25 protein-coding genes are annotated in these 26,134 nt (G+C 68.8%); 18 read left to right on the top strand and 7 right to left on the bottom strand.

Annotated elements, in window-relative coordinates; all coding sequences use genetic code 11:
* Nucleotides 1–3: 3 nt before the first annotated feature.
* Both M9799_RS15985 and M9799_RS15980 read right to left on the bottom strand, forming a co-directional pair.
* Entirely contained in the window at nt 4–2,475 is a 2,472-nt protein-coding gene (locus M9799_RS15985; protein WP_231042305.1) for a YgiQ family radical SAM protein, read from the bottom strand.
* A gap of 228 nt (nt 2,476–2,703) precedes the next feature.
* Nucleotides 2,704–2,889, bottom strand: a complete 186-nt coding sequence (locus M9799_RS15980; RefSeq protein ID WP_231042304.1) for a hypothetical protein — start codon at nt 2,887–2,889, stop codon at nt 2,704–2,706.
* 117 nt (nt 2,890–3,006) lie between these two features.
* Between M9799_RS15980 and M9799_RS15975 the strand changes: the two genes are divergently transcribed.
* The 4 genes from M9799_RS15975 to M9799_RS15960 all read left to right on the top strand — a co-directional run bounded on the left by M9799_RS15975 (nt 3,007) and on the right by M9799_RS15960 (nt 6,403).
* On the top strand, nt 3,007–3,597 hold the full coding sequence (locus M9799_RS15975; RefSeq protein ID WP_231042303.1) for an IMPACT family protein: 591 nt from the start codon (nt 3,007–3,009) through the stop codon (nt 3,595–3,597).
* A 69-nt stretch (nt 3,598–3,666) separates the two neighbouring features.
* Entirely contained in the window at nt 3,667–5,103 is a 1,437-nt protein-coding gene (locus tag M9799_RS15970) for a dihydrolipoyl dehydrogenase (protein WP_231042302.1), read from the top strand.
* Between the two features lie 53 nt (nt 5,104–5,156).
* Nucleotides 5,157–5,378 (top strand): helix-turn-helix transcriptional regulator, encoded by a 222-nt coding sequence (locus M9799_RS15965; RefSeq protein ID WP_377008494.1) that lies wholly within the window; start codon nt 5,157–5,159, stop codon nt 5,376–5,378.
* Nucleotides 5,379–5,425: 47 nt separating this feature from the next.
* Nucleotides 5,426–6,403 (top strand): aldo/keto reductase, encoded by a 978-nt coding sequence (locus M9799_RS15960; RefSeq protein ID WP_231042301.1) that lies wholly within the window; start codon nt 5,426–5,428, stop codon nt 6,401–6,403.
* 18 nt (nt 6,404–6,421) lie between these two features.
* Here M9799_RS15960 and rlmB read toward each other — a convergent pair whose 3' ends face one another.
* Nucleotides 6,422–7,177 carry a 23S rRNA (guanosine(2251)-2'-O)-methyltransferase RlmB gene (gene rlmB / locus M9799_RS15955; RefSeq protein WP_231042300.1) on the bottom strand — a complete coding sequence of 252 codons (756 nt, stop codon included), beginning with the start codon at nt 7,175–7,177 and terminating at the stop codon, nt 6,422–6,424.
* A gap of 189 nt (nt 7,178–7,366) precedes the next feature.
* Between rlmB and sstT the strand changes: the two genes are divergently transcribed.
* From sstT to M9799_RS15940, 3 genes are all read left to right on the top strand, one after another.
* On the top strand, nt 7,367–8,596 hold the full coding sequence (gene sstT, locus M9799_RS15950) for a serine/threonine transporter SstT (protein WP_231042299.1): 1,230 nt from the start codon (nt 7,367–7,369) through the stop codon (nt 8,594–8,596).
* Between the two features lie 129 nt (nt 8,597–8,725).
* On the top strand, nt 8,726–10,555 hold the full coding sequence (locus M9799_RS15945; RefSeq protein ID WP_231042298.1) for a TonB-dependent receptor domain-containing protein: 1,830 nt from the start codon (nt 8,726–8,728) through the stop codon (nt 10,553–10,555).
* Nucleotides 10,552–11,430, top strand: coding sequence for an ABC transporter substrate-binding protein (locus M9799_RS15940; protein ID WP_231042297.1), 879 nt, complete (start codon nt 10,552–10,554; stop codon nt 11,428–11,430). The genes M9799_RS15945 and M9799_RS15940 overlap by 4 nt, the downstream gene beginning before the upstream one ends.
* Nucleotides 11,431–11,482: 52 nt before the next feature.
* Here the strand turns inward: M9799_RS15940 and M9799_RS15935 are convergent, their stop codons facing one another.
* Together M9799_RS15935 and M9799_RS15930 are read right to left on the bottom strand one after the other, a co-directional pair.
* Nucleotides 11,483–11,731, bottom strand: a complete 249-nt coding sequence (locus tag M9799_RS15935; protein WP_231042296.1) for a DUF3297 family protein — start codon at nt 11,729–11,731, stop codon at nt 11,483–11,485.
* 79 nt (nt 11,732–11,810) lie between these two features.
* Complete coding sequence (locus M9799_RS15930; protein WP_231042295.1) at nt 11,811–12,716, bottom strand: LysR family transcriptional regulator; 906 nt, start codon at nt 12,714–12,716, stop codon at nt 11,811–11,813.
* A 164-nt stretch (nt 12,717–12,880) separates the two neighbouring features.
* Here M9799_RS15930 and M9799_RS15925 point away from each other — a divergent pair, with 164 nt between their 5' ends.
* The 6 genes from M9799_RS15925 (at nt 12,881) to M9799_RS15900 (ending at nt 18,056) form a co-directional block, all read left to right on the top strand.
* Nucleotides 12,881–14,404, top strand: a complete 1,524-nt coding sequence (locus tag M9799_RS15925) for a CoA-acylating methylmalonate-semialdehyde dehydrogenase (RefSeq protein ID WP_231042294.1) — start codon at nt 12,881–12,883, stop codon at nt 14,402–14,404.
* Between the two features lie 31 nt (nt 14,405–14,435).
* On the top strand, nt 14,436–14,846 hold the full coding sequence (locus M9799_RS15920) for a lysozyme inhibitor LprI family protein (protein ID WP_231042293.1): 411 nt from the start codon (nt 14,436–14,438) through the stop codon (nt 14,844–14,846).
* A gap of 9 nt (nt 14,847–14,855) precedes the next feature.
* On the top strand, nt 14,856–16,022 hold the full coding sequence (locus M9799_RS15915) for an acyl-CoA dehydrogenase family protein (protein WP_231042292.1): 1,167 nt from the start codon (nt 14,856–14,858) through the stop codon (nt 16,020–16,022).
* Between the two features lie 33 nt (nt 16,023–16,055).
* Nucleotides 16,056–16,955 carry a 3-hydroxyisobutyrate dehydrogenase gene (mmsB, locus tag M9799_RS15910; protein WP_231042291.1) on the top strand — a complete coding sequence of 300 codons (900 nt, stop codon included), beginning with the start codon at nt 16,056–16,058 and terminating at the stop codon, nt 16,953–16,955.
* 124 nt (nt 16,956–17,079) lie between these two features.
* Nucleotides 17,080–17,640: a PepSY domain-containing protein gene (locus M9799_RS15905; RefSeq protein ID WP_231042290.1), complete on the top strand. Its 561-nt coding sequence runs from the start codon at nt 17,080–17,082 to the stop codon at nt 17,638–17,640.
* A 74-nt stretch (nt 17,641–17,714) separates the two neighbouring features.
* Nucleotides 17,715–18,056 (top strand): cupin domain-containing protein, encoded by a 342-nt coding sequence (locus tag M9799_RS15900; protein ID WP_231042289.1) that lies wholly within the window; start codon nt 17,715–17,717, stop codon nt 18,054–18,056.
* Here M9799_RS15900 and M9799_RS15895 read toward each other — a convergent pair.
* A complete protein-coding gene (locus M9799_RS15895) occupies nt 18,053–19,540 on the bottom strand; it encodes an aminotransferase-like domain-containing protein (protein WP_377008486.1) in 1,488 nt (495 codons plus the stop codon). The two genes, M9799_RS15900 and M9799_RS15895, sit on opposite strands and share 4 nt — an antisense overlap.
* A 134-nt stretch (nt 19,541–19,674) precedes the next feature.
* Between M9799_RS15895 and M9799_RS15890 the strand changes: the two genes are divergently transcribed.
* Nucleotides 19,675–20,289 carry a LysE family translocator gene (locus M9799_RS15890; protein WP_231042288.1) on the top strand — a complete coding sequence of 205 codons (615 nt, stop codon included), beginning with the start codon at nt 19,675–19,677 and terminating at the stop codon, nt 20,287–20,289.
* On the opposite strand, the gene mnmH is transcribed toward M9799_RS15890, so the two are convergent.
* Nucleotides 20,286–21,332 carry a tRNA 2-selenouridine(34) synthase MnmH gene (mnmH, locus tag M9799_RS15885; protein ID WP_231042287.1) on the bottom strand — a complete coding sequence of 349 codons (1,047 nt, stop codon included), beginning with the start codon at nt 21,330–21,332 and terminating at the stop codon, nt 20,286–20,288. The genes M9799_RS15890 and mnmH overlap by 4 nt on opposite strands.
* A gap of 199 nt (nt 21,333–21,531) precedes the next feature.
* Here mnmH and M9799_RS15880 point away from each other — a divergent pair, with 199 nt between their 5' ends.
* The 4 genes from M9799_RS15880 (at nt 21,532) to M9799_RS15865 (ending at nt 26,132) form a co-directional block, all read left to right on the top strand.
* A complete protein-coding gene (locus tag M9799_RS15880; RefSeq protein ID WP_231042286.1) occupies nt 21,532–22,227 on the top strand; it encodes a DsbA family protein in 696 nt (231 codons plus the stop codon).
* A 132-nt stretch (nt 22,228–22,359) separates the two neighbouring features.
* Complete coding sequence (locus M9799_RS15875; protein ID WP_231042285.1) at nt 22,360–23,556, top strand: imelysin family protein; 1,197 nt, start codon at nt 22,360–22,362, stop codon at nt 23,554–23,556.
* Between the two features lie 9 nt (nt 23,557–23,565).
* Complete coding sequence (locus M9799_RS15870; protein WP_231042284.1) at nt 23,566–25,032, top strand: di-heme oxidoreductase family protein; 1,467 nt, start codon at nt 23,566–23,568, stop codon at nt 25,030–25,032.
* A gap of 11 nt (nt 25,033–25,043) precedes the next feature.
* Complete coding sequence (locus M9799_RS15865; RefSeq protein WP_231042283.1) at nt 25,044–26,132, top strand: imelysin family protein; 1,089 nt, start codon at nt 25,044–25,046, stop codon at nt 26,130–26,132.
* The last annotated feature ends 2 nt before the right edge of the window (nt 26,133–26,134 follow it).

Below are 26,134 nucleotides of genomic sequence, written 5' to 3'. Positions count from 1 at the left end.
TTCTCAGCGCTTGCCTGTTCCAGGGCGCGAAGCTCCAGCCATCGGACGGCCGTTGCCCGGCCGGCCCGCGGGCTTAGACCCCGTGCCGGCGCGCGGCGGCAGCCCGGTGTGCTGGGTCAGCAACTGGCCCTTGACCGGCTGGGCCTGGCGCCCGCCTGCAGCCACGGCCTGGGGCCGGGCCAGGGGCTTGGCCGGCGCGGTGCTGTTCTTGCGGCGCGCGCTCTGGTAGGTGCCGTCCGTCACCGGCTGGAAGGTCGGGATCAGATGCTGCTTGCCATTGCCGATCAGGTCGGACCGGCCCATGGCCTTGAGCGCCTCGCGCAGCAGCGGCCAGTTGTTCGGGTCGTGGTAGCGCAGGAAGGCCTTGTGCAGCCGGCGGCGCTTTTCGCCGCGCACGATATCGACCGACTCGTCCTCGCTGAGCATGCTGCGGCGCACGCGCTTGAGCGTGTTGCGCCCCGAGTGGTACATCGCGGTGGCCGTGGCCATCGGACTCGGGTAGAAGGTCTGCACCTGGTCGGCGCGGAAACCGTTCTTCTTGAGCCAGATCGCGAGGTTCATCATGTCCTCGTCGCTGGTGCCCGGGTGGGCCGCGATGAAGTAGGGAATCAGGAACTGCTTCTTGCCGGCCTCTTCGCTGAACTGTTCGAACATCCTCTTGAACTTGTCGTAGCTGCCGATGCCCGGCTTCATCATCTTGGTGAGCGGACCCTGCTCGGTATGCTCGGGCGCGATCTTCAGATAGCCGCCCACATGGTGCTGCACCAGCTCCCTGACGTACTCGGGCGACTGCACCGCGAGGTCGTAGCGCAGGCCCGAGCCGATCAGGATCTTCTTGATGCCCTTGAGCGCGCGCCCGCGGCGGTAGATCTTGATCAGCGGATCGTGGTTGGTGGTCAGGTTCTGGCAGATGCCCGGATAGACGCAGCTGGGCTTGCGGCACGCGGCCTCGATCTCGGGCGTGCGGCAGCCCAGGCGGTACATGTTCGCCGTGGGGCCACCCAGGTCGGAGATCGTGCCCGTGAAGCCCGACACCTTGTCGCGGATGTCCTCGATCTCCTGGATGATGGAGTCTTCGGAGCGGCTCTGGATGATGCGGCCCTCGTGCTCGGTGATCGAGCAGAAGGTGCAGCCGCCGAAGCAGCCGCGCATGATGTTGACCGAGAAACGGATCATCTCCCAGGCCGGGATCTTGGTGGCGCCGTCGTGGCTGCCATTCTCGTCGGCATAGCGCGGGTGAGGCGAACGCGCGTAGGGCAGATCGAACACGTAGTCCATCTCGGCCGTGGTCAGCGGGATCGGCGGCGGGTTGATCCAGACGTCGCGCGCGGTCGTGCCTTCGCCATGCGCCTGCACCAGCGCGCGCGCATTGCCGGGGTTGGTCTCGAGGTGCAGCACGCGGTTGGCGTGGGCGTAGAGGATCGGGTCGCTCTTGACCTGCTCGTAGCTCGGCAGGCGGATCACCGAATGATCGCGCGGCGGCGCCTTGAGCTTGCTGCGCAGCGCCGGGTTGGCGACGAACTGGATGGGCTGGACCGCATCGCCCTCCTCCACGCCGGCGACCAGCGGAGAGTCGTACTGGCGCCGGGCCGGAGTGTTCTTGCCAGTGCCGCAGCTCGGACCCATCACTTCTGCCGGCGCCGCGTCTTCCTTGCTGCAGCTGGCGCCCTGGGCCGCGGCCTGTTCGCTGGTGGTCTGGTAGGGGTTGATATGCGGCTCGACGCGGCCCGGTTCGTCGACAGTGGTCGAATCGATCTCGAACCAGCCGTCTTCCGAGGCGCGGCGCACGAAGGCAGTGCCGCGCACATCGGTGATGCTTTCCACGGGCTCGCGCGCCGCCAGGCGATGGGCGACTTCGACCAGCGCCCGCTCGGCATTGCCGTACAGCAGCAGGTCGCACTTGGAGTCCACCACGATGGAGCGGCGCACCTTGTCGCTCCAGTAGTCGTAATGCGCAATGCGGCGCAGGCTGCCCTCGATGCCGCCCAGCACCAGCGGCACGTCCTTGAAGGCCTCGCGGCAGCGCTGGCTGTAGACGATGGCCGCACGGTCGGGACGCTTGCCGGCGACATCGCCCGGCGTATACGCATCATCCGAGCGGATCTTGCGGTCCGCCGTGTAGCGATTGATCATGGAGTCCATGTTGCCCGCCGTGACGCCCCAGAACAGGTTCGGCTTGCCCAAAGCCTTGAACGCGTCGGCGCTTTGCCAGTCGGGTTGGGCAATGATGCCCACGCGAAAGCCCTGTGCCTCCAGCACCCGGCCGATCACGGCCATGCCGAAGCTCGGATGGTCCACATAGGCATCGCCCGTGACCAGCACCACATCGCAGCTGTCCCAGCCGAGCTGCTCCATTTCCTGGCGCGTGGTCGGCAGGAATTTGGCCGTGCCGAAACGCTTGGCCCAGTACGGGCGGTAGCTGGTCAGCGGCTTGGCGGCGCGGGCGAAGAAGGAAACGTCAACGGGGGCGTTCATGGCGATGGGCAATCGTGGGGACAGGAACCTGCCAGTGTACTTTTGCCTGGGTAGCATTGCAGGGACAGGGTCTTGGAAGCCACCTCCTGCGCGGGGCGCCGGCTCGGCAGCACATCAAGCCATGGCACAGACCGCGGCGCGCCGATGTCGGAGCCCCACCCTTGCCCAGGTGGTTGAATGATCAACGCCCGAAACAGTACCGCCGGCGAGATGCCGGCGGTACTGTTTTCACCATTCGCCTACGTTGCGAATGCGTTGGTCGAGATCGAGGTCGGGAGTGAAGGAGAACTGGATGTCCTGCGCTCCCAATGCCGAAGGGCGCTCGAGCTGCTCGGGCAGCGGCGGCGGAGAGAAATGGTGGCGTCCAAACGTGTGCGCGGCCAGATCTTGGGTGGGGGGTGTGGTGCTGGACATGGTCGATCACTCCTATGGACTTGATCCTAGGTCATCAGCGCTCTCCTGTGCGTAGGACAAGCTCCAGCCGGAATGTCCCAAATGGGCATGCGTGGCTGCGTTAAGCTTAGCGCTGCCATGCCCCAGACCCTATCCGTACCTGCGCACAGCGAGCTTCTGATCAAGAAAAGCCGTTTCATCGGCTGCGTGCAGCCGATGGGCGACCGCTCCAGCGCCCAGCAGGTGGTGGACGGCTTGCGGCGTGCCCACCCCGGCGCGGCGCATGTCTGCTGGGCGCTGCTGGCGGGCGGACAATCGGCTGCAGTGGACGACGGCGAGCCCAGCGGCACGGCCGGCCGCCCGATGCTGGATGTGCTGCGCCACCAGGAGCTCGAGGGCGTGCTGGCCACCGTGGTGCGCTACTTCGGCGGCGTCAAGCTGGGCGCGGGCGGCCTGGTGCGCGCCTATACCGACTGCGTGGCGCAGGCGCTGCTGACCGCCCCCAAGGTCCAGCTGCAGCGCATGCGGCTGCTGCGCTGCAGCGTGCCCTATGCGCTGGAGGGCCTGCTGCGCCGCGAGATTGCCGCTGCCCAGGCCGAGCTGCTCGATGTGGCGCATGGCAGCCTTGTCACGCTGCAGTGGCGCCTGCCCGAGACCGCAGGTGCGGCCATGGTGGCGCACCTCAATGAGGTCTGCCAGGGGCGGGTCGGCTGGCTGGACCCCGCGTAAGCCGGGTCTGGCGGTCGTGCTCCGCGGGCGCCTACAGGGCGCCCCGCGCAAGCCATGCAAAGTGGCTGCATGCAAGAGCCCCATTCCTTCGATTACGACGTCCTCATCATCGGCGCCGGCTCTGCCGGCCTGAGCGCGCTGCGCGCGGTGCGCCGCCATACCGAACGCTTCGCGCTGATTGACGCCGGCCCCTGGGGCACCACCTGCGCGCGCGTCGGCTGCATGCCCTCCAAGCTGCTGCTGGAAGCCGCCCATGCCTTCAACCGCCGCCACCAGTTCGAGGCCTTCGGCCTGCGCGGCGCGCAGCAGTTGCATGCCGACATTCCCGCGGTATTGCAGCGGGTGCGCGACGAGCGCAATGCCTTTGTCGCCGGGGTGCTGGAATCCACCGAGGATCTGGGCCCGCGCGCCATCACCGGGCGGGCGCGCATCGTCGACCCGCATACCGTCGAGATCGATGGCGAGCGGCGCCTGAGCGCGCGCAGCCTGGTCATCGCCACCGGCTCGAAGCCGCATGTGCCCGAGGAATGGCGTGTCCTGGGCAAACGCGTGCTGACGACCGACACCCTGTTCGAGCAAGCCGACCTGCCGCGGCGCATGGCCGTGCTGGGCCTTGGGCCGCTGGGCACCGAGATGGCGCAGGCGCTGGCGCAGCTCGGCATCGAGGTCACGGCCTTCCATGCCGGCGAGCATGTGGCGGGGTTGGCCGATCCGCAGGTCAATGCCGCGCTGCAGCAGACCTTGCGCGCCAGCATGCAGCTGCAGCTGGGCCATAGGCCCTCGCTGGGCGCGGTCCAGGATGACGGCATCACGATCCATGCGGGAGACTTCTGCACGCAGGTCGATGCGGTGCTGGCGGCCACGGGCCGGCGGCCGGTCGTCGATGGCCTGGGCCTGGAAAATCTCGGCCTGCCGCTCGACAGGCACGGCCTGCCGGAACTCGACCGCCACACGCTGCAGCTGGGAGAGCTGTCGGTGTTCTGGGCGGGCGACGTGAACCCCGACCGCGCGCTGCTGCACGAGGCCGCCGACGAAGGCGAGATCGCCGGCAGCAACGCCGTGGCCGCCCAGCCGCAGGCCTATGCACGGCGCACGCCGCTGGCCATCACCTTCACCGAGCCTTCCGTGGCCACCATCGGCCTGCCCTACGATCCCCAGTGGACCGACGAGGTGGCCATCGGCGGCGTCGATTTCGCTCGCCAGGGACGCGCGCGCATGGGCCTGCGCAACCAGGGCATGCTGCGCCTCTACGCGCGGGCACAGGGCGGCGAGCTGCTGGGCGCCCAGCTGTGCGCACCCGCGGGCGAGCATCTGGCGCATCTGCTGGCCTGGGCCATCGGGCGCAAATGCAGCGTCGCCGACCTGCTGGAGCTGCCCTTCTACCACCCGGTGATCGAGGAAGGCCTGCGCACCGCGCTGCGCGATCTGCAAAAGCATGTGCATGCGCCGCCAGCGCCCGGCGGGCTGCGCTTCTGTGCACAGCCCGGGCTGGGTGGGCTGGACTGAGGGCAACACGGGCACGGCGCGCCTGCGGGCCCGTTTTGCCCGATGATCGCCCCATGACCCATCCCCTGATAGAACAACTGACCCTGGCGCGCAAGGCAGCGCAGATGACCCAGGCCGAGCTGGCCGAACGCGCCGGCCTGTCGCGCATGACGGTGCAACGCCTGGAAAGCGGCGGATTGGACCCGCGCCTGTCCACCTTGAGCGAGATGGCGCGCGTGCTGGGATTGCAATTCCATGTCGGCGCCAGCAGCAGCGCCCCGGACGACAAGGCATAGCCACACGCCTGCCCATAATGGACCTTCCGCAACGCGCGAGGACTTCCATGACCGCATCGCCGCTTCGACCATTGGGCCGCTCCGGCCTGCAGGTTTCTCCCCTGTGCCTGGGCGGCAATGTGTTTGGCTGGACCGTCGATGAAGCCGACGCGTTCTCGCTGCTCGACGCCTGGCTGGATGCGGGTTTCAATTTCATCGATACCGCGGATGTGTATTCGCGCTGGGTGCCCGGCCATGCGGGCGGCGAATCCGAACGCATCCTGGGCCGGTGGCTGTCGCGCAGCGGCCGGCGCGCGCGGGTGGTGCTGGCCACCAAGGTCGGCAAGGACATGGGCGAAGGCCGGCGCGGCCTGCGCCCCGAATACATCCGCACGGCCGTCGAGGCGTCGCTGCGGCGCCTGCAGACCGACCATATCGATCTCTATCAGTCGCATGAAGACGACGCACAGGTGCCGCTGGCCGACACGCTGGGCGCCTATGCCGACCTGATGGCCGCGGGCAAGGTGCGGGCGATCGGTGCCTCGAATTACAGCGCGGTGCGCTTCAAGGAGGCTCTGGTGACCTCCGAGCGCCTGGGGCTGCCGCGCTATGAAAGCCTGCAGCCGCTGTACAACCTCTATGACCGCGCGGCGTTCGAGCGCGAGCTGGCGCCCCTGTGCCAGTCGCAGCAGATCGGCGTGATCAACTTCCATGCCCTGGCGGCCGGGTTCCTGACCGGCAAATACCGCAGCCCTGGCGATGCAGGCAAGAGCCCGCGCGGAGCGAATACGGTGAAGACCTATCTGAATCCGCGCGGCCTGGCCGTCCTGCAGGCGCTGGACGCCGTGGCCGAGCGCCTGGGGGCACAGCCCGGACAAGTGGCGCTGGCCTGGCAACTGCAGCGCCCCGCGGTCACCTCGCCGATCGCCAGCGCCAGCTCGCTGGCGCAGCTCGGGCAACTGGTGCAGGCCGCGCAGCTGCAGCTTTCGGCGCAGGACATGGAGCAGCTCACTGCCGCGAGCTCCGAGGATGGAGCGCGCGACTAGTCCGCGCTCAGTTGCCCTTCAGGCCGCACCGATGCGCTGGCGCACGGCCTCGAACAGGCACACGCCGCTGGCCACGGACACGTTGAGGCTCTCGACCGCGCCCTGCATGGGAATGCTCACCAGCTCGTCGCAGGTCTTGCGCGTGAGCTGGCGCATGCCGTCGCCTTCGGCGCCCAGCACCAGCGCCACCGGTCCCTTGAGGTCCATCTGGTAGATGTTCTTGTCGGCATCGCCGCTGGTGCCGATGATCCAGATATTGCGCTCCTTGAGCTCATTGAGCGTGCGCGCCAGGTTCGTGACCATGAAATAGGGCACGGTCTCGGCCGCGCCGCTGGCGACCTTGGCCACGGTGGCGTTGATGCCGGCCGCGTGGTCCTTGGGGGCGATGACCGCATGCGCGCCCGCGCCGTCGGCCACGCGCAGGCAGGCGCCCAGGTTGTGCGGGTCGGTGACGCCATCGAGCACCAGCAACAGCGGGTTCTTCACGCCGCTTTCCTCGAGGTCTTCGAGCAGCTCGTCGAGCGAGGTGACCTGCTTGGTCGGCTCGACGCGCGCCGCCACGCCCTGGTGGCCATGGCTGCCGGCGAGCTTCGCCAGGCGCTCGCCGTCGGCTTCGATAAGGCGCGCGCCGGCTTCGCGCGCGCGGTCGAGGAACTGGCGCATGCGCGCGTCGCGGCGCGTGGCCTCGTAGTAGATTTCAACGATGGATTGCGGCGCGGTCTTCAGACGCACGCCAACGGCGTGGAAGCCGAAGAGAACTTTGGGGGACGACATAGGGCGCGATTATCAGTGCTGCGGCATGACCAGCGGGTTCCCGGTGGCATCGAGCGCCCGGCCCATGCGCAAATGCAGCGCCCAGTGGGTTTAATGCGCAACGCTTAAACTCCCGGCTCCCGCAAAGGCGGCCTGGGCTACCGCGCCCTGCCCTGCCGCGCTCCACCGCTCCTCAACCCATCGTTTCCCATGATTCTCAAGCCCTTGTTGCACTGGCTGCAGCGCACCAGCCTTGTTAAGCAGATCGTGATCGCTCTGATTGCGGGCATTGCCTTTGCCTACGTCTGGCCCCAAGCCACCGCCAGCGTCGGCGTGCTCGGCCAGCTGTTCATCTCGGCGCTCAAGGCCGTGGCGCCGGTGCTGGTGCTGCTGCTCGTCATGGCCTCGATCAGCAATCACCGGCCCGGAGACGCCACACTGATCCGTCCGGTGCTGTGGCTGTATGCGATCGGCACGCTCACGGCGGCCATCGTCGGCGTGCTGGCCAGCACGCTGTTCCCCTCGACGCTGGTGCTGCAGACGGCCGCTGCGACCGAGGCCACGCCGCCGGGCAATGTGCAGGAGGTGCTGATGGCGCTGCTGCTGAGCGCCGTGGACAACCCGGTCAATGCGCTGCTCAAGGCCAACTACATCGGCATCCTGGTCTGGGCCGTGGGCCTGGGATTGACGCTGCGCCATGCCAGCGCCGGCACGCGCCAGATGCTGGGCGACCTGTCGAATTCCATCTCCACGATCATCCAGGGCGTGATCCGCTGCGCGCCGCTGGGTATTTTCGGGCTGGTGGCCACGACCTTTGCCGATGCCGGCACGGCCGCGCTGCTGGGCTATGCGCACCTGCTGACGGTGCTGGTCGGCTGCATGCTGTTCGTGGCGCTGGTGGTGAACCCCCTGATCGTGTTTGCCAAGATCCGCCGCAACCCCTACCCGCTGGTGCTGCTGTGCCTGCGCGAGAGCGCCGTCACGGCCTTCTTCACGCGCAGCTCGGCCGCCAACATCCCGATCAACCTGGCGCTGGCCAAGCGCCTGAATCTGGACGAAGACACCTACAGCATCGCCATTCCGCTGGGTGCAACGATCAACATGGCGGGCGCGGCGATCACCATCAGCGTGCTGTCGCTGGCGGCGGCGCATACGCTGGGCATCGTCGTGGACATTCCCACCGCCATCCTGCTGTGCGTGGTGGCCTCGGTCTGCGCCTGCGGCGCGGCCGGCGTGGCCGGCGGCTCGCTGCTGCTGATTCCGCTCGCCTGCAGCCTGTTCGGCATCTCCAGCGATGTGTCCATGCAGGTCGTGGCCATCGGCTTCATCATCGGCATCGTGCAGGACTCGGCGGAAACCGCACTGAACTCTTCCACTGACGTGATCTTCACTGCCGCCGCCTGCCAGGCCGAAGAGCGCAGGAACGCGGCGCTGGCCTGAGAGCGGCCTTGCACCGCAACGGGGATTGGCGCAAAGTCAGCCCTGTGACGGCGTCCGGCCAGGGGCTTTCGCACCCGGCCGGACGCACCCATGAAGCGCTGGCGTGGCCGGCGCCAACCGTGTTTCTTCATGACTATCTCCCTTCGAACCCACGCCCTGGCGATGGCGGCCATCGGCGCGTGCGCCGCGGCCGCGGCGCAACCGGCATCCACACTCGACACCGTGGTGGTCACCGCTGCACGCGACGCCCAGCTGCTGCGCAGCGTCACCGCCGACATGAGCGTGATCGAGCGCGAAGCCATCGAGCGCAGCGGCGCCACGGGCGTGGCCGACCTGCTGGCGCAGGTGCCGGGCGTGCAGATCACGCGCAACGGCGGCCCGGGCCAGGTCACCTCGGTGTTCCTGCGCGGCATGGGCAACCAGCACACGGCCGTGCTGATCGACGGCGTGCGCTACAACAGCCAGGAACTGCAGGGCGGCGCCCAGTGGGCCGGGCTGCCGCTGGCGCAGATCGAGCGCATCGAGATCCTGCGCGGCCCGGCCGCGGCCATCTATGGCTCGGATGCCATGGGCGGCGTGGTGCAGATCTTCACGCGCCAGGGCGATGGCCCGCCGCGCGCCTATGCCGAGGCCGGCTTGGGCAACCAGGGCACTTCCAAGCTGGCGACCGGCATTCAAGGCGGCGCCAATGGCTGGCGCTACGGCGTGCATCTGGCCGATGAACGCAGCGACGGTTTCGATGTGAATCCCGGCAACCCGTATACGCCCAATCCCGACCATGATGGCTATTCGCATGGCTCGCTCGGCCTGAATGCGGGCCTGCGCCAGGGGATCCACGATTTCGACCTGCGCCTGCAGCACAGCCGCCTCAGGGCCGAGTATGACCAGAGCCCCGCGCCTTTTGAAGATCACGATGTAGTGAGGAACACCACGGGCACGCTGCGCTGGCAGGCGGCCTGGAGCGATGCCTACCAGAGCGTGCTGCAGCTGGGCCATGCGCGCAGCGACAACCAGCGCTTCACCGCCTCGCCCGAGAGCGCCGACGGCTCCAGCAGCAACTATCTGCTGCAGAACCAGTGGAGGCTGGGCAACAGCCGCTTCAATATCGACCTCGAGCGCCGCGAGGACCGACTGCGCACCGATTACGCCTGGACGCAGAACACCGACAGCCGCCGCGTGCAGGATTCGCTGTCTGCCGGCTGGCGCTTCACCCGGAGCGCGCACCAGATCGACGCCAATGCGCGCCACGACCGCGTGCGCGGCCAGCAGAGCAAGACCACAGGCGGGCTGGGCTATGGGCTGCAGATCAATGACGAATTGCGCTGGGTGGTGTCGGCGGGCACGGCCTTTCGCACGCCCACGCTGTACGAACGCTTCACGGGCCAGGCCGCGGCCGACCTGCGCCCGGAAAGCAGCGCCAATGTCGAGACCGGCCTGCATTACCGCGCCGGCGCGCGCCAGCTGTCGGCAGTGGCTTTCCGCAACCGCATCCGCAACCAGATCACCTATGACTGGACCAGCTCGCCGGCCTGCAATTGCTACCGCAACTGGGAAAGCGTGGAGATCAAGGGACTGTCCTTGAGCGGATCCACGCGCGTGGACCGCATGCACCTGGGCCTGTCGCTGGACTTTCTGGATCCCAGAAACCTTGAAAACGGCAGGCTGCTGCCCTACCGCTCCAAGCGCATGCTCAAGCTCACGGCAGATACCCTGGTCGCGGGCTGGACGCTGGGCACCGAAGCCCAGCTCTACAGCGCGCGATTTGCCGACACCGAGAACTCGGCGCTGCTGGGCGGCTATGGCGTCGTCAATCTCTATGCGCAGCGTGCATTGGGCAAAGACTGGACATTGCTCGCCCGTCTGAACAATCTGGCCGACCGTGGCTATGCGCCGACCCAGGGCTATGCCAATGCCGGGCGCACGCTGTTCGTGAGCGTCAAATGGGCGCCCGCGCAATGAGGCGGCGCGCGGTTGCCCTGGCCCTGGCGGCTTGCACGCTGGCCGGCCCGCCGGTGCCGGCGCTGGCCTATGGCGTGCGCGACATGCAGGGGCGCACGGTGGAGATCGCCCGGGTGCCGCAGCGCATCGTGTCGCTGCTGCCCTCGGTCACGGAGTCGCTGTGCGCGCTCAGCGGCTGCGCGCGGCTGGTTGGCGTGGACCGCTTCTCGAACCATCCGCCCCAGGCCAAATCCCTGCCGCGCCTGGGCACGGTGCTGGCGCCGCAGCTCGAGGCCATCGTGCGCCTGCGCCCCGACGTGGTGCTGATGTCGCATTCGCCGCCGCTGATGGCGCAGCTGGCGAAGTTCGGCATTCCGGTGCTGGTGCTCGATGCACATGACCTGGCGGGCATGCGCGCGCAGTGGCAGGTGCTCGACGCGCTGCTGCAGCAGGAGCGCACCGATGCGCTTTTCACGCGCCTGCAGGCCCAGTTGGACCAGACAGCCGCCGCGGCGCGCGGCGCAGCCGGGCGCAGCGTGTATTTCGAGGTCGATGCCACGCCCTATGCGGCGGGAGCAGGCTCCTTCATCGGCGAGCTGCTGGCGGCGCTGGGCGCGCGCAACATCGCGCCGCCGGAGCTCGGACCCTTCCCGCGCCTCACGCCGGAATACGTCGTGCGCCGCAACCCGCAGGTGATCATCCACACGCCCGAAACGCCGGCGCGCGCCTTTGCGCAACGCCCGGGCTGGAGCGCGGTCGACGCGGTGCGCAGCGGCCGCATCTGCACGCTCAGCAGCGCCGAAACCGACCTGGTCTCGCGTCCCGGGCCACGCCTGGGCGAGGCGGCGGCGGTGCTGGCGCGCTGCCTGTGGCTCTCGCCCCGGCGCCCGCAATAGGCCGCAAAAAAAGCGCCCGAAGGCGCTTGGGACAAGTGGCGCGCGACAGCGCTTACCTGTAGAAAGCCTCCACCTTGCCCTTGATCTTGATCAGCAGCGGGCGGCCCTTGCGGTCGAGCGTCTTGCCGGCAGGCACGCGCACCCAGCCTTCGCTGATGCAGTATTCCTCGACATCGAAACGCTCCACGCCATTGAAGCGGATGCCGATGTCATGCTCGAACACGGCGGCCACATGGTGCGGGCTGCGGGGGTCGATGGAGAGGTGGTCGGGCAATGCGGGGGCTTGGGCTTGGTCGCTCATGGAAACTTTCGTAGATCGGTAAATGCGTGCAATCCATGATTTTCGCGGATTTCGCGAGACCATATGCGCTCGGGCAGGATCAGGACCTGTGCGGCTGCAGCCGGTGCGCCTCCTCGCGCAGCGTGTCCTTCAACCAGCGCCACACCGCCTGGATCCGCGGCACCGATTGCGCCTCCTGCGGCATCGACATCCAGAAGGTGCGCGTGAAGCGCGCCTGCGGCTGGTGCACGCGCGCCAGCCGCGGATCGCGGTCGGCAAGGAAGGCGGGCAGCACGCCCAGCCCGGCCCCCGCGCGCACGGCCTCGTACTGCGCGGTGATGCTGGTGCTGCGAAAGGCATAGCGCTGCGGCTGGAACAGCCCCTCGATCAGCTGCAACTCCTTGGTGAACAGCAGGTCGTCGACGTAGTGCACGAATGCATGGTGGCGCAGGTCCGCGGTCTCGCGCACCAAGGGACGGCGCGCCAGGTATTCGCGCTCGCCGTAGAGATAGAGATCGTAGTCCGCCAGCCGGCTGACGATCACCGAACCGCGCTTGGGGCGCTCCAGCGAGATGACGATATCGGCTTCGCGCCGCGACAGGTGCAGCAGGCGCGGCAGCGCCAGCAGGTCGACCGACAGCTGTGCATGCCTGCAGGTGAGCGCGGCCAGCTTGCCCGCCAGCAGCGCCGTGCCCAGCCCCTCGGTGGTGCCCACGCGCACCAGGCCGCTCGGGCCCTCGGCAGAGGTGGCGGCCTGGTCGGCGCTGCGCTCGATGCCGCGCGCCGCCTCGGCCATGGCCTGCACCGCGGGCAGCAATGCGCGTCCGGCCTCGCTGGGCCGCAGCCCGCCTGGCGTGCGTGTGAAGAGGGGCTGGCCAAGGCTCTTTTCCAGCGCCTGGATGCGGCGTGCCACGGTGCTGTGCTCGACCTGCAGCACCCGCGCGGCGGCGGACAGGCTGCCGTGCTGGCCCACGGCGGCGAAATAGCGCAGATGTTCCCAGTCCATGAAAACCCTAGATGAATGGTGGCAATCCCAGGCGGGGCGCGGCTCGCGCGGGCTGTGCATTTTTGCAAGGCGCAAATGCGCAAAACGCTGTTGCCCAGCGAAATACGCACAACTAGCATAGTGCATCGACGCCGCTTTCTCACACTACGAACGGAGACATTGCCATGAACGCCCCCACTGCCCATTCGGTACTGGCCCCCAGCGTCAAGCTGCTGATTGACGGCCAGCTGGTCGAATCGCGCACCACCCAGTGGCGCAATGTGGTCAATCCGGCCACGCAGGAAGTGCTGGCGCGCGTGCCCTTTGCCACGCCGGAGGAAATCAATCTGGCCGTGAGCAGCGCCAAGAAGGCGTTTGCCATCTGGAAGAAAACGCCGATCGGCACGCGCGCGCGCATCTTCCTCAAGCTGCAGCAGCTGATCCGCGAGCACATGGGCGAGCTGGCCGCGCTGCTCACTGCCGAGCAGGGCAAGACGCTGGCCGATGCCGAGGGCGATGTGTTCCGTGGCCTGGAGGTCGTCGAGCATGCCGCCGGCATCGGCAATCTGCAGCTGGGCGAGCTGGCCAACAACGTCGCCAATGGCGTGGACACCTATTCGATCCTGCAGCCGCTTGGCGTGTGCGCGGGCATCACGCCCTTCAACTTCCCGGCGATGATTCCGCTGTGGATGTTCCCGATGGCCATTGCCACCGGCAACACCTTCGTGCTCAAGCCCTCCGAGCAGGACCCCATGGTCACCATGCGCCTGTGCGAGCTGGCCATGGAAGCCGGGCTGCCGCCGGGTGTGCTCAACGTGGTGCATGGCGGCGAGGATGCGGTCAATGCCATCTGCGACCACCCCGACATCAAGGCCGTCAGCTTCGTGGGCTCGACCCAGGTCGGCACGCATGTCTACCACCGCGCAAGCCTCCATGGCAAGCGCGTGCAGTGCATGATGGGCGCCAAGAACCACGCCATCGTGCTGCCCGATGCCAACAAGGAGCAGACGCTCAATGCCCTGGCCGGCGCGGCCTTTGGCGCGGCAGGCCAGCGCTGCATGGCGGTGTCCACCGCGGTGCTGGTGGGCGAGGCGCAGGCCTGGATTCCCGAGATCGTGGCCAAGGCGCGCACGCTCAAGATCAGCGCTGGCGTCGAGGCCGGCACCGATGTGGGCCCGCTGGTGTCGTGCGCGGCGCTGGCGCGGGTCGAGGGGCTGATCGCGCGTGGCGAGGCCGAGGGCGCGACGCTGGAGCTCGACGGCCGCAAGCCCGAGGTGCCGGGCTATGCGCAGGGCAATTTCATCGGGCCCACCATCTTCAGCGGCGTGCAGCCCGGCATGGCCATCTACGATCAGGAAATCTTCGGCCCGGTGCTGTGCCTGCTGGCGGCCGATACGCTGGACGACGCGATCGCGCTGATCAACGCCAACCCGAACGGCAACGGCACGGCGATCTTCACCCAGTCGGGCGCGGCGGCGCGCAGGTTCCAGGAGGAGATCGACGTCGGGCAGGTCGGCATCAACGTACCCATTCCCGTGCCGGTGCCGATCTTCTCCTTCACCGGCAGCCGCGCCTCCAAGCTCGGCGACCTGGGGCCCTACGGCAAGCAGGTCGTGCTGTTCTACACGCAGACCAAGACCGTCACGGCGCGCTGGTTCGACGACGACACGACATCGGCGCGGGTGAACACGACCATCAACCTCCATTGATGGCGTGGCCAGGCGCTGGGATGATCGGGGCATGAATGCTTTGTTCTCCCCTTCCCTTCTTGGCACCGCCATCCTGGCATTGGCGCTGCTGCCCGGCAGCAGCCACGCGCAGGCCGGCGGCGCCTGCGACCGTGCAGCGGCCGATGCCGCCGCGCGCAATGCCTGCGCGGTGCAGGACTTCCAGGCCGCCGATACCGCCAACACCATCCTCTATGGCGACGTGATGCGCGCATTGTCGGCGCACGAACGCCCGGCGCTGCGCCGCGACCAGTCGGCCTGGTCACGCCAGCGCACCCAGGGCTGCAAGGCGGCCCACGCGCGCGACGAGGCACTGGAAGACTGGCCCGCACGCTTGCACCACTGCCTGCGCCAGGCCACCGAGGCGCGCCGCGCCGCCCTGCTGCACTGGCTGCAGCACGGCGAAGCCCCGGCACAACGATAGGAACCCTTCATGGACTTTGAACTCAGCGAAGATCAACGCGCCTTTGCCGATACGGCGCGGCAGTTTGCCCAATCCGAACTCGCGCCCCACGCCGCGCGCTGGGACGCCGAGGGCCATTTCCCGCGCGAGGCCATCGCCCGGGCGGGCGCGCTGGGCTTTTGCGGCCTGTATGCGCCCGAAAATGCCGGCGGCCTGGCGCTGCCGCGGCTCGATGCCACGCTGGTGTTCGAGGAGCTGGCCGCCGTCGATCCATCGACCACGGCCTTCATCACCATCCACAACATGGCGACCTGGATGCTGGGCACCTGGGCGCAGGCTGCCGTGCGCGAGGAATGGGGCCCGCAGCTGGCCAGCGGCGCGAAGCTCGCCTCCTACTGCCTGACCGAGCCCGGCGCGGGGTCCGACGCGGCGGCGCTGGCCACGCGTGCCGAGCGCGAGGGTGACAGCTGGCGCATCAGCGGCAGCAAGGCCTTCATCTCCGGCGCGGGCAGCACCGATCTGCTGGTACTGATGGCGCGCACGGGTGAGCCCGGTTCGGGCGCGGCCGGCATCAGCGCCTTTGCAGTTCCGGCCGATCTTCCCGGCATCAGCTACGGCAAGAAGGAAGAGAAGATGGGCTGGAACAGCCAGCCCACGCGCGTGATCCATTTCGACAACGTGCTGCTGCCCGCGCGCAACCTGCTGGGCCGCGAGGGCGAAGGCTTCAAGATCGCCATGAAGGGCCTGGACGGCGGGCGCATCAACATCGCCTGCTGCTCGGTGGGCGCGGCCCAGGGGGCGCTAGCCCAGGCGCAGGCGCATCTGCATGCGCGGCGCCAGTTCGGCAAGAGCCTGGCGAGCTTCCAGGCGCTGCAGTTCAAGCTGGCCGACATGGTGACCGAGCTGGTGGCCGCGCGCCAGATGGTGCGGCTGGCAGCGGCCAAACTGGACGCCGGCGCGCGCGATGCCTCGACCTACTGCGCCATGGCCAAGCGCTTTGCCACCGATGCCGGCTTCATGGTCTGCAACGAGGCGCTGCAGCTGCATGGCGGCTATGGCTACATCCGCGAATACCCGCTCGAGCGGCTGATGCGCGACGCGCGCGTGCACCAGATCCTCGAGGGCACCAACGAGATCATGCGCGTGATCATCGCGCGGCGCATGCTCGACGCCGACGCCCCCGATGCCATCCGCTGAGCGCCAATTTCATCGACAACAACAGGAGACAACATGCAAATCGCCTTCATCGGTCTGGGCCACATGGGCGGCCCGATGGCCGTCAACCTGCAAAAGGCCGGCCACGGCGTCGCGGCCTTCGATCTGTCACAGCCCGCCTGCGCGAGGTTCGCGGCTGCGGGCCTTCGGATTGCTGCCAGCGCGCGGGACGCCGTGCAGGGCGCGGAGATCGTGATCAGCATGCTGCCGGCGAGCCGGCATGTGCAGACGCTGTATCTGGGCGAGGCTGGCGAAGGCGGACTGCTGACGCACATCGCGCCGGGCACGCTGGTCATCGATTCCTCCACGATTGCCGCCGCCACGAGCCAGCAGGTGGCGCGCGCGGCCGAGGCCGCGGGCATCGATTTCATCGACGCGCCGGTCTCGGGCGGCACGGGCGGCGCCGTTGCCGGCACATTGACCTTCATGGTCGGCGCCAGCCCGGAGCAGCTCGAGCGCGCGCGACCGGTGCTCGAGAAGATGGGCAGCAATATCTTCCACGCCGGCGCCGTGGGCGCGGGGCAGACGGCCAAGATCTGCAACAACATGCTGCTCGGCATCCTGATGATCGGCACCAGCGAGGCCATTGCCCTGGGCGTGGCCAACGGGCTCGATCCCCAGGTGCTGTCGGAGATCATGCGGCGCAGTTCGGGCGGCAACTGGGCGCTGGAGAAATACAACCCCTGGCCCGGCGTGCAGGAGAACGCGCCCAGCAGCAAAGGCTATGCAGGCGGATTCGGCACCGACCTGATGCTCAAGGACCTGGGTTTGGCGCAGGAAAGCGCGGGTGCCGTGCAGGCCAGCACGCCGCTCGGGGGCCTTGCGCGCTCGCTGTATGCCATGCATTCGATGGCCGGCCATGGCGGCCTGGATTTCTCCAGCGTGCTGCAAAGCCTGCAATGGCGCAGCGCCTAGTTTCACCGCCAAAGGCAGGCTGCACAGGGCAAGGCGGCAGGCGGCGCGCCGACAGCGCTGCGCCTGCGCGCGCCGCACAATCGAGCGGCGCGGCTTTGCGCATTGGCCTTGAAAGGGAAACCCCATGAAACACCTCGCACCTTCTGCCATGGGCCCGGCGCTGCGCGCCGCCAGCCTGGGTCTGGCCAGCCTGGCCTTCATCGCTGCCGGCAGCGCGCCAGCCCATGCCGAGACGCCGGCGCAATGGCAGGCCGCACTGCAGCAGACCCGCATCACGCTGGCGCAGGCCATCGACAACGCCGAGGCCGCCGCTGCCGGGCGCGCCATCGATGCCCAGCTGGAGATAGACGAAGGCGCGCCCCGCTTCGAAGTCGAGCTCATCACGCCCCAGGGGGCGCATACCGAAGTGCATGTCGATGCCGGAACCGGCGCGGTGCTGCGCCAGCAGGACAAGGGGCCGGCTTCGACAAAGGACCGGCAGCGGCTCGAAGGCAGCAGGATCACGCTTCAGCAGGCCATCGACGCCGCGCTGCGCCACACGCCCGGCACGGCGGTGGACGCCGACTTCGGCAACGACTGGGGCCGCAGCGTGATTTCCGTCGACGTGCTCACGCCCACGGGCCAGCGCATGGAAGTCAAGCTCAACCCCGCCAATGGCGCATTGATAGGCGCCAAAGCCGACTGAACGCGCTGCGCGATCGCTTGCCCGCGCCCACCATACACGCCAGAATGGGCCATTCCCATTCTGGAGCACATGCCATGGCGATTCCCCACGCTTTGCCCGCACAGGCCATCGACGTCCAACCCTTCGGGCCGCGGCTGGCCGGCGAGAAGAGCGTGGCCCTGTTCAAGTCGGATGACCTGGAGGTGATCCGCATGGTGCTGCCCGCGGGCAAGCGCATGCCCGAGCACAGCGTGGCGGGCGGCATCGTGCTGCACTGCATCGAAGGCCGGCTGCAGGTCGAGATCGATGACACGGCGCATGCGCTGGCCGCGGGCCAGCTGCTGCACCTGCCGGGCAACGTGGCGCATGCGGTCTGCGCGCTCGAGGACTCATCGGCGCTGCTGACGCTGGTGGTGCGCCGCAACGACGCGGACTAGCGCGGCTGACGGCCCAGCACCTGGGTGAAGAGATCCCAGGACAGGGTGTCGTCCACCATCGGCACCGCCACGCGCAGCATGCGGCTGGGCGCGGATTGCGGCGAAAACAGCATGCCCGGCGCCAGCAGCAGGCCCAGCGCAATGGCCTCGCGCGCCAGCTGCTCGGAGTCGCGCCCGCAATCCGCCCACACGAACATGCCGGCGGGCGGCCGGTGCTCGATCCTGCAGCCCAGTTGCTCGAGCTGGTCCAGGCAGCGGTTGCGCGTCGCGTCGACGCGCTCGCGCAGCCGGCCCACATGGCGCCGGTACTGCCCCTCGGCCAGGATGCGGTGCACCACCTGCTCGCCAAGCTCCGGCGAGGTCGGGCAGGCCAGCAGCTTGGACTCCACGAGCTGGCGCATCAGCGGCGCCGCGCCCGCGACATAGCCCACACGCAGGCCGCCGCCCAGCGTCTTGGCGTAGCCGCCGATCAGCAGCACGCGCCGCAGTCGATCGAGCGCCGCGAGCCGTACCGGCACCCCGGGGTGGAAGTCGGCGAAGGTATCGTCCTCTATCAGCAGGAAATCCAGGCGCTCGGCAACGCGCAGCACCTCATGCGCGATCCCCGCCGACAGGCTCGAGCCCGTGGGGTTGTGCACGGCCGAGTTGACGATGAAGACGCGCGGCCGGTGGCGCTCGGCCAGCCGCGCCAGCGCCTCCACATCCGGCCCGTCGGCGCGGCGCGGCACGCCCACCACCTGCAGCCCCTGGGCCCGCAGCAGGCCGCAGACCACGTACCAGCCCGGGTCCTCGACGAAGACCGTGTCGCCCGGGCGCAGCAGGCTGCGCACCACCAGGTCCAGCCCCTGGGTCGCCCCGGAGACGGTCATCAACTGCGTGTCCGGATGGACCGGCACGTCCTGGGACTGCAGCATGGTGGCGATCTGCTGGCGCAGCGGCCGGTAGCCATGCAGCGTGCCATAGCTCAGCAGCGTGGAGCTTGCGGTGCGGCCCACGCTGCGAATGGCCGCCCCCACCAGCTCGATGTCCAGCCAGGCCGGTGGCAGCACGCCTGCGGCCGCGTTGTGCGCGCCGCGCCCCGGCGCGCTGAACATGCTGCCCATCAGGAACAGCGCATCGAAGGCCGCCGGCGCCACTGGCGTACTGGGCGCCGTCGGAATGCTGCCGGACGGGGCCATCGGCGGCGCGCAGACGAAGAAGCCCGCGCCTGCGCGCGAGCGCACCAGGCCCTGGGCTTCGAGCTGGCCGTAGGCCTGCACCACCGTGCAGCGGCTCACGCCCGCCGCATCGGCCATCGCCCGCACCGAAGGCAGGCGCATGCCCGGACGCAGGCCCTGGTTGCGGATCAGTCCGGTGACATGCGCGGTCAACTGCTCGACCAATGACAGCTGCGTGCCGCGCAGAGGCCGCCAGCCCTGCGCAAACGCGTCCTCCATTGCGACCGCTGCGGGCGTCGGCGCATGCTCCGTGGCATCAGGCGTCATGGTGATCCGTGCAGGCCAGTTCGGCCAGATTATTGAACAACTGTATTGATATTGAAGTGTCAATAGTCAATAGCATGACATGCATCGGCCCGTTTGACTAGACAGGCCGCCCCTTCAACCCGTCAGGAGCCCGCATGCATCCGTCTTCCTTCTATCCACTGCTGATCTACACCTTCGTCTACTCGATCACGCCCGGCCCGAACAACATCCTGCTGGCGGCGTCGGGTGCCGCCTTCGGCTACCGGCGCAGCCTGCCGCACATGCTTGGCGTCAGCCTGGGAGCGGCGCTGATGCTGATCGTCGTCGGCTGCGGCCTGTGTGCGACGTTCACCCGGATGCCGCTGCTGCACACCGTGCTGCGCTACGGGGCCGCCCTGTATCTGCTGCGCCTTGCATGGTGCATCGCGCACACGGGAACCGAGGGCGGGAATGAGGTGCTTCCCCAGCCGATGCGCTTCTGGCAGGGACTGGCGCTGCAGTGGATCAACCCCAAGACCTGGATGATGGCCGTGGGCGTGGTGGCCGCCTACACGCCGCGCGAGGGCTACTTCACGCAGCTGCTGCTGGCCGGTGCGCTGCTGGCGCTGGTCAGCTTTCCCAGCATCAGCATGTGGACGCTGTTCGGCCAGTGGGTGGCGCGCATGCTGCGCTCGGGCGCGGCCCGCCGGCGCTTCAACCGGCTGATGGCCGGGCTGCTGCTGCTGTCGCTCTACCCCTTTGTCGCCGAGCTGTGGAAAGACCTGGCCTAGGCAGATGCCACCTGCTGCGCCAGCCGCGCGATGCCGGCGTCGCTCAGGTCGTCGCAGCCAATGCGCGTGCGCTCGGCCCAGCGGCGGAAGTGCCGCGCCTGCGAGCGCTCGTACTGCGGGTCGTAATGCAGCGCCATCAGTTCGGCGAACAATGGCTCGAGCGCGCTTTCGCCGGCCCAGCTCTGCCAGCGCGCGATGGTGGCATTGCCTTGCAGCTCCTTGAGGCGGCCGAGCTGCTGCGACAGCGCCGGCGCATCGTCTCCCAGGTAGGCATAGTCACGCAGCAGGTAGGCCAGCCGGGCCTCGGGCGAGGCCTCGATCTCGATGCAGGGGGCATCGCGCATGCGCTCGACCAGCGCCAGCGGCAGCGCGATGCGGCCGATGCGCGGACTCTCGCCTTCGATATAGACGGGCCGTTTCGGGTCCAACCGCTCGAGCTGGTCGGCCAACTGGGTCTCGAAGGCTTTCTGCGAAGGCTGCTCGATGCCCGGCAAATGCCCCAGCAGCGACCCCTTGTGGCGCGCATGGCCCTCCAGATCGAGCACCTGCTCGCCCTGCGCCGCCAGCGCATGCAGCACGCGTGTCTTGGCGCTGCCGGTGGCGCCGCAGAGCACGCGCAACTGGAGCTGCGGCACGAGGGTCTCGAGCTGGGCCATGACATGCTGGCGGAAATACTTGTAGCCGCCGGCGAGCTGCTGCGCATCCCAGCCCACGAGCCGCAGCCAGGTGACCATCGAGCCGCTGCGCAGGCCGCCGCGCCAGCAGTAGACCAGCGGCTTCCAGTTCGCGGGCTTGTCGGCAAAGGTCTCGCGCATGTGGCGCGCGAGGTTGGCCGAGACCATGGCCGCGCCCAGGCGCCTGGCTTCGAAGGGGCTGACCTGCTTGTAGAGGGTGCCGATGGTGGCGCGCTCCTCGTCGTCGAGCACCGGGCAGTTGATGGCGCCGGGAATGTGGTCGAGCGCGAACTCGGCGGGCGAGCGGGCGTCGACCAGCGTGTCGAACTGGTGCTTGTCGGTGATGCGGACGGGCGGGCGAGGAGACACGGCGAGGCTTTCTGCAGGCGGGTGGGCGTTGCGCGATCGAGCCTCGATACGAGCGCAGCGCCGGGGTGGCGCAGGCAGGGCCATGGCGTGGCCCCGCTGCGGGGGCGGCCATTGTCGCACCGCATGCCGGGCATTGCACAAAGGCTTAGCATTCATCCGCATGCCTTTTCCGGCCATCGATTACCCATTCGCCCACGCCATGCCCTCCTCCCCCGCTCCCGTGCTGCATTACATCTTCGATCCACTGTGCGGCTGGTGCTATGCCGCCGCTCCGCTGCTGGCCGCCGCGCGCGCGCTGCCGGGGCTGGCGGTGCAGTGGCATGCGGGCGGCATGCTCAGCGGCGCGGCCCGGCGCACCATCACGCGCGAGTGGCGCGCCCATGTGATACCGCACGACGAGCGCATCGCGGCGCTCACCGGCCAGCCTTTTGGCGACGCCTATTACAACGGCCTGCTCAACCAGGTGGGCGCGACGCTGGACTCCACGCCGCCGATCGCCGCCATGCTGGCGGCCGAAGCCATGGACGGCCGCGGGCTCGATCTGCTGGCGCGCGCGCAGACCGCGCACTATGTCGAGGGCCAGCAGATTTCCACGCTGGGCGTGCTGCAGTCGCTGGCGGGCGAGCTCGGGCTCGACATCCGCACCTTCACCGCGCATTGCCAGGAGGTGCTGGCGGACACGGTGCAAAGCCATATCCAGGAAAGCCGCGAATGGCTGCAGGCTTCGGGCGGCCAGGGCTTTCCGACCTTCGTGCTGGAATTCACCGACCGATCCAGTGGCCAACGCGTAGCCCAGCGGGTCGATATCGGTCCCTGGCTGGGCAACCCGGCGGGCTGGGCGGAGCATTTGCAGCAAGGGCTGGAGCGGGCGGCGGGTGCGCTGCCTCGGGACTGAGAAAGCGGGCGCCGGCCTGGTCGCGGGGCAAGGCGGCCCTGCGCCATGCGATGAGAAAAATTCTCATTACAATTTCGGGTTCCGCACTTTTATCCACTTCACGTCGGGCCGCGCGCCCCGGCCCTTCCAGATATGCACAAACTGCTGTTGATTGCCGCCCTCGTTGCCGCTCCCGTGGCTGCCCCGCTGGCCCAGCCCGCCACCCCCGCCACCGCGCCCGCTGCAGCGCAGCAGTCCGCGCTGAGCGCCAACCAGGTCGCGGCGCACTATGCCCAGCTGGTCCACGCGGGCTACAGCGATTCGCTGCAATCGGCGCAGGCCATGCAAAAGGCCATCGACCGGCTGCTGGCAAAGCCCAGCGCCGACACGCTGGCCGCGGCGCGCAAGGCCTGGCTGCAGGCGCGCGACTACTACGGCCAGACCGAGGCCTTCCGTTTCTACGACGGCCCCATCGACAGCGAAGACGGTCCGGAAGCGCGCATGAACGCCTGGCCCATGGACGAATCCTATGTCGACTACGTGCAGGGCAACGACAAGGCCGGCATCATCAACGACCGCCAGCAGGCGATCACCGCCGAGGCGCTGTCCGAGCTGAACGAAAAGGATGGCGAGGAGAACATCGCCACCGGCTGGCACGCCATCGAATTCCTGCTCTGGGGCCAGGACCTGAGCGCCACCGGACCGGGCGCGCGCCCGCACACCGATTTCGTCGATGGCAGGAAGCCCAACGCCGACCGCCGCCGCCAGTACCTGAAGGTGATCACCGATCTGCTCATCGAGGACCTGCGCAGCGTGCAGGCCGCCTGGGCGCCTAACGTGGCCGGCAACTACCGCGCCGAGTTCGTCAATGGCGGCAACGAGTCGATCCGCCGCATCTTCGTCGGCCTGGGCTCGCTGTCGCGCGGCGAACTCGCGGGCGAACGCCTGGAAGTAGCGCTGGCCAGCCAGGACCAGGAAGACGAGCACTCGTGCTTCTCCGACAACACCCACAACGATGCGATCGCCAACGCCAAGGGCATCGAGAACGTCTGGCTCGGCGAATACAAGCGCCTCGACGGCTCGATGCTGCGCGGCCCGGGCGTGCGCGCTCTGGTGGCGCAAAAGGACGCAGCGCTGGCCGAGGAAACCACGCGCCACATCCGCGCCTCGGTGGCCGCGGCGCAGCAGATCCCCGCGCCCTTCGACCAGGCCATCCAGGGCGAACGCTCGGCGCCTGCGCGCGCCAGGATCCAGGCCGTCATCGACCACCTGATCGAGCAGAGCAAGGACCTCGCGGCCTCGGCCCAGGCCGTGGGCATCGAGCGCCTGAACATCGTGCAACCCAAGTAAGCACCCAGCATGAAGAAATCCACCGGCGGGCTGCTATTGGCCTGCAGCCTGGCAGCGGCCCTGGCCGCGCAGGTTCTGGCGCAACCCAAGACCGAAGCGGCTGCCGCCACCGCAGCGGCGCCAATCGCTGCCACGCCGGCGGAGCACCTGCCCGGCGGCAACACCACGGTGTATGCCACCGGGCGCAACGCCTTCTCCTTTCCCGCCGCCAACCTCAGCGATGCCGAGCGCACGCGCTTCGTCATCGGCAATTCCTTCTTCAAGCGCAACTGGGTGCAGGCGCCGGCGTCGACCACGGCGCGCGACGGCCTGGGCCCGCACTTCCTGGCGCGCTCGTGCGGCGGCTGCCACGTGCAGGACGGCCGCGCGCAGCCGCCCGACTTCCACAACGGCCTGGCGCCGCGCAACGTGGCCGGGCTGCTGATGCGCGTTTCGGTGCCCGGCAAGAATCCGCTGGGCGGGCCGGCGCTCGAGCCCACCTATGGAGACCAGCTCAACGACCAGGCCGTCGACGGCGTGCGCGCCGAGGGCCGGCTGCACATCCGCTACGAGACCATCAAGGGCAAGTTCGCCGACGGCACGCCCTACGAACTGGAGAAACCCATCTATTCAGTGCGCGAGCTGGGCTATGGTCCGCTGGCGCCCGACGCGCAGTTCAGCCCGCGCATCGCGCCGCAGGTGATCGGCCTGGGCCTGCTCGAAGCCATTCCCGCGGCCGAACTCGAGGCCAACGCGCGCGCGCAGGAGGCTGCGGGCGGCCCGGTGCGCGGCAAGGTCAACCTGGTCTGGGACAGCTATGCCAATGCCATGCTGCCCGGTCGCTTCGGCTGGAAGGCCAATGTCGCCAGCCTGGCGCACCAGACGGCTTCGGCGTTCCAGGGTGACATCGGCATCACCTCGCGGCTGTTCCCCAACGAATCCTGCACCGCTCCCCAGAAGGACTGCCTGGAAGCGCCGCGCGGCGCCAAGGGCCAGGCCGTGGAGATCGACGACAAGACGCTGGACGATGTGATCTTCTACCAGAGCACCCTGGCGCCGCCGGCGCGCCGCGACCCCACCGATCCGCAGGTGCTGCAGGGCCAGAAGATCTTCGAGCGCGCGCAGTGCGCGGCCTGCCACCGCCCCAGCTATGTCACCGGCGAGCCGCTTTTTCCGCGCCTGAGCAGCCCGGCGCTGTCGGGGCAGGTCATCTTTCCCTACACCGACATGCTGCTGCACGACATGGGCCCCGATCTGGCCGACGGCCGGCCCGACTTCCTGGCCGACGGCAACCAGTGGCGCACGCCGCCGCTGTGGGGCCTGGGGCTGATCAAGGCCGTCAACGGCCACAGCCGGCTGCTGCACGACGGCCGCGCGCGCGACATGCTCGAAGCCGTGCTCTGGCACGGCGGCGAGGCCAGCGCCTCGCGCGACGCGGTGCTGCAACTCAATGCGCAGGAGCGCGACGCGCTGGTGCGCTTTCTCGAATCGCTTTGAACCGCAATCCCATGAACCACAAGCTGCATACCGCCCTCCGCCCGCTGGCCTGGGCCTGCACCTCGCTGGCCCTCGCGGCCGCCACGCTTGCGCCCGCCGCGGCGCAGGGCATCCCTGCGGCCTATGCCGAGGTGGCGCTGCCCTTCTACACTCCCGTGCACCTGAGCGCCGGGCTCACCAGCCAGTGGTACAACGCCAACGCCGCCGCGTTTGCCGGCAGCGCCCAGGCACTGGTCGAAGGCTGGCAGCAGTACTGCGCGGGCCAGGGTTCGATCGGCGCCGTGCAGCAGCGCTGGCGCGCCGCCGCCACCGACTGGGAGCGGCTGTCGGCGGTCGCCCTGGGGCCGCTGGTCGAACGCCGCTCGATGCGTCTGCTGGACTTCCAGCCGCTGCGTCCGGCGGCCGTGCGCAAGGCCATCGCCACCGCCCCCACGGACCTGCGCGGCATGGAGCGCGTGGGTGCGCCGGCCAAGGGTTTCCCGGCGCTGGAATGGCTGCTGTGGACCGAACCGGCGGCGCCCAACACGCCCGCCTGCAGCTACGCGCTGATGGCAGCGCGCGAAGTCCAGTCGGAAGCGCAGGCGCTGCAGCAGGCCTTTACCCGGCTGGCGCAAACGCCCTGGGACGAGGAGGACTCCACAGCCGCGCCGACGCTGATGGCCGAGTTCATCAACCAGTGGATCGGCGGACTCGAGCGCCTGCGCTGGGCACAGATGGAAAAGCCGGTGCGCAGCCAGGGCAAGTCCGCAGCCCCCGACTTCGCGCGCAGCGCCAGCCAGACCAGCCTGCAATCATGGCGCGCGCAATGGGCGGCGCTGCAGGCGCTGGCGGTGCACCGCGCGGGTGCCGTGCCCGTGCCGGGCAAGGATATCGTGCCCATCGAACTCTATCTGCGCGGCCGCGGGCTCAACGATCTGGCCCAGCAGTGGGTCGATGCAGTGCAGGCCGCGGACCAGGCGATGGCGCAGCTGGCCTCGACCGACAGCGAGGCGGTGCTGAAGGCGGTGCGTGCGCTGAATCAGGTCAAGCAGCAGATGCAGGACCAGGTGGCGCCGGCGCTTGAAGTCAATATCGGCTTTTCCGACGCCGACGGAGATTGAGC

This window comes from Comamonas endophytica (genome assembly GCF_023634805.2).
GTDB lineage: Bacteria > Pseudomonadota > Gammaproteobacteria > Burkholderiales > Burkholderiaceae_C > Comamonas > Comamonas endophytica.
Note: the sequence above shows the minus strand (reverse complement) of the source record. Positions and strands in the feature narration are given on the sequence as shown.